Source organism: Saccharopolyspora sp. NPDC000995, assembly GCF_053599315.1.
Genome location: NZ_JBSFLZ010000289.1, coordinates 1 through 2,198, shown reverse-complemented (window position 1 = coordinate 2,198; position 2,198 = coordinate 1). Strand labels below are relative to the sequence as shown.

General features: G+C 67.4%; 3 protein-coding genes. 2 read left to right on the top strand and 1 reads right to left on the bottom strand.

The window, feature by feature from the left end; translation table 11 throughout:
* Positions 1–884 (bottom strand): heavy-metal-associated domain-containing protein (locus tag ACWDKQ_RS35845; protein ID WP_450143185.1); only part of this gene is annotated, 884 nt, incomplete at its 3' end.
* 333 nt (positions 885–1,217) lie between these two features.
* Between ACWDKQ_RS35845 and ACWDKQ_RS35840 the strand changes: the two genes are divergently transcribed.
* Together ACWDKQ_RS35840 and ACWDKQ_RS35835 are read left to right on the top strand one after the other, a co-directional pair.
* Complete coding sequence (locus tag ACWDKQ_RS35840) at positions 1,218–1,796, top strand: manganese efflux pump MntP (protein ID WP_450143184.1); 579 nt, start codon at positions 1,218–1,220, stop codon at positions 1,794–1,796.
* Between the two features lie 75 nt (positions 1,797–1,871).
* On the top strand, positions 1,872–2,135 hold the full coding sequence (locus tag ACWDKQ_RS35835) for an NUDIX hydrolase (protein WP_450143183.1): 264 nt from the start codon (positions 1,872–1,874) through the stop codon (positions 2,133–2,135).
* The last annotated feature ends 63 nt before the right edge of the window (positions 2,136–2,198 follow it).

The window sequence follows — 2,198 nt, the reverse complement described above, 5'->3', positions numbered from 1 at the left end:
GCACCCGCGACCACCATTGCCTGCGCACGCTGAAAGCTCCGCGTCATCCCGAGCATGCCCGCGAACGCCACCAACCCAGCGAAAGCCGAACCGTTCGCGGCGCGCTCGACCGGGCCATCGGGCAACGGCACAGGGCGCGCCACGACCGCCACCGGCTTACTGCGGTGACTGGCGGGATGCGTGCCGGTGCCGGCTTCCCACCGGGCCCAGCTACGCTGCGCGGCCTGGGTCTCCCGCAACAGAAAAAACCGGTACGCCGATTCCGCCAGCAAGCTCGACCGGCGCTGCGCAAGCGTGTTCGCCACCGCGCTGCCGATCCCGAACAGCACATCGGTGGCCGTCTTGCCCAGCCGCGTTTCCAGCGGTCCCCGGACCCGGGAGACCGACTCACCGGTCGACACCAGTGCCGGAACAGACGGCGGCAACGCGGGCAAGGGCAGCAGTTCGGCCCCCATCGTGATCGCAGCGCCGGCCAGATTCGCGCCCAGCATCGCCACCTCGGCGAACACCTTGACCGCATTGTCCGGATGGTCGGCGCTGACCGTGGCGAACGGTTCCTCGTCCAGCCCCGTTTCCGCCTCGGCGTCCTCCACCGCGCCCACCAGCCCGGCGATCCCAACCAGGTCCGGATCGTGCCCGATGACCACCCGCCCCACGGCGGCGTTGATCTCGACCCAGGCAACGCCCGGCACCTTCTCCAGTCGCCGGACGATCCGCTCGCCGGCTTCCTCAGTCCCCGGCTGGTGAACACCGCGCACCTCTACATGCGCACGCCCATCCGACGCCCAAGCCCGCCGCCCGCTCCCCAAGCCCGCGATGCTCCTCGCGGCGGCCGCCACCGGCGCCACGATCTGCGAGGCCAACGCGCCCAAGCTACGCAGCATCGAACACCTCAACCGCTCGACACGCAGCCGCCCGACGCCCCTGGCACCCCCGCGCCCGTCGCCTCCACAACCGGCCATTCGAGCACCCAACCATCCCGCACCACGCGGGCCGCGTCCTCCCCAGGCGTTGCGTTCTGCGCTGTCCTAGCCACGACTACCTCCCGCGCGCCCACAGATACCGTGGTGAGTCCGAGCGTAGAACCGGCAAACGAAAAGCGAACCTCGAAACAGCCCTACACCCGCGCGGCCCCAGCAGTGTTGGAATCATGTTCTCTTGCGGGCTAAAGACATCGACGCGGCTATGGTCTGCGCCTCGGCGCTGTCGTCGCTACGGTGAGCGCCGTGCTGTCGCTGGTGGGACTGACCGTCGCCGCCTTGTCGCCGGGGCTCGGCAACTTCGCAACGGCGATCGCCCTCGGCCTGCTGGGCGTCGACGCACGACTGCGGCTAAAGGTCGCGTGTGTGTTCGGGTTCTTCGAGACAGCGATGCCACTGCTGGGCCTCGCGCTGGGTCAGCAGGCCGTACTTCGCTTCGGCGGCATCACGACCACTGCCGGCGCGATCCTGCTGGGCCTCACCGGGATCTACACCGTCATCTCGGCGGTGCGTGCACGATCCAATCCGGGAAGGACCGAGCTCCACACGTGGGGACTGCCTCAGCTTTGCCTCGTCGGGGCCGCCCTCAGCATCGACAACCTGATCATCGGCTTCGCCCTGGGCACCTATCACACCGCTATCGTCCTGGTGGCCATCATCATCGGCACCGCAAGCGTGGCTCTGTCGCTGCTCGGTCTGGAACTCGGAGCGCATCTCAACGCCCGATTCGGTCAACGCCTCAGCAAACACAGCGAACTACTCGCAGGAATCGTCCTCCTCGCGATCAGCGCCGGAATTGGCCTAGGGATGATCTGACCACCGAACCCGGCTGGTCGCGCCCGAACCCTTTCGGCGGGCGTTGCACCCGCCAGGCTGCCTACTCTTATTGGCGTGCCACGGCAATCGGAGTACTACCACGACCCGAACGCCCCCTTGGCCAACTCACTGGCACCCACCTCGTTCGCCGTCGTACGCGACATTCGCCGCCGGATCCTGCTCGTGCAGCGCATCGATACCCGCAACTGGGAGCTACCCGGCGGAAAGGTCAACGTCGGGGAGTCCGCGCTGGACGCCGTAGTGCGGGAGGTAGAGGAAGAATCCGGCGTCATCATCACGGTGACCGGGCTAGCCGGGCATTCCGCACATGAGGGTTGATCAACTCGGCCTGGTCGTCATGTTCTGGTATTTGATCATCTTGGTTTGGTCGGGTCGACACCG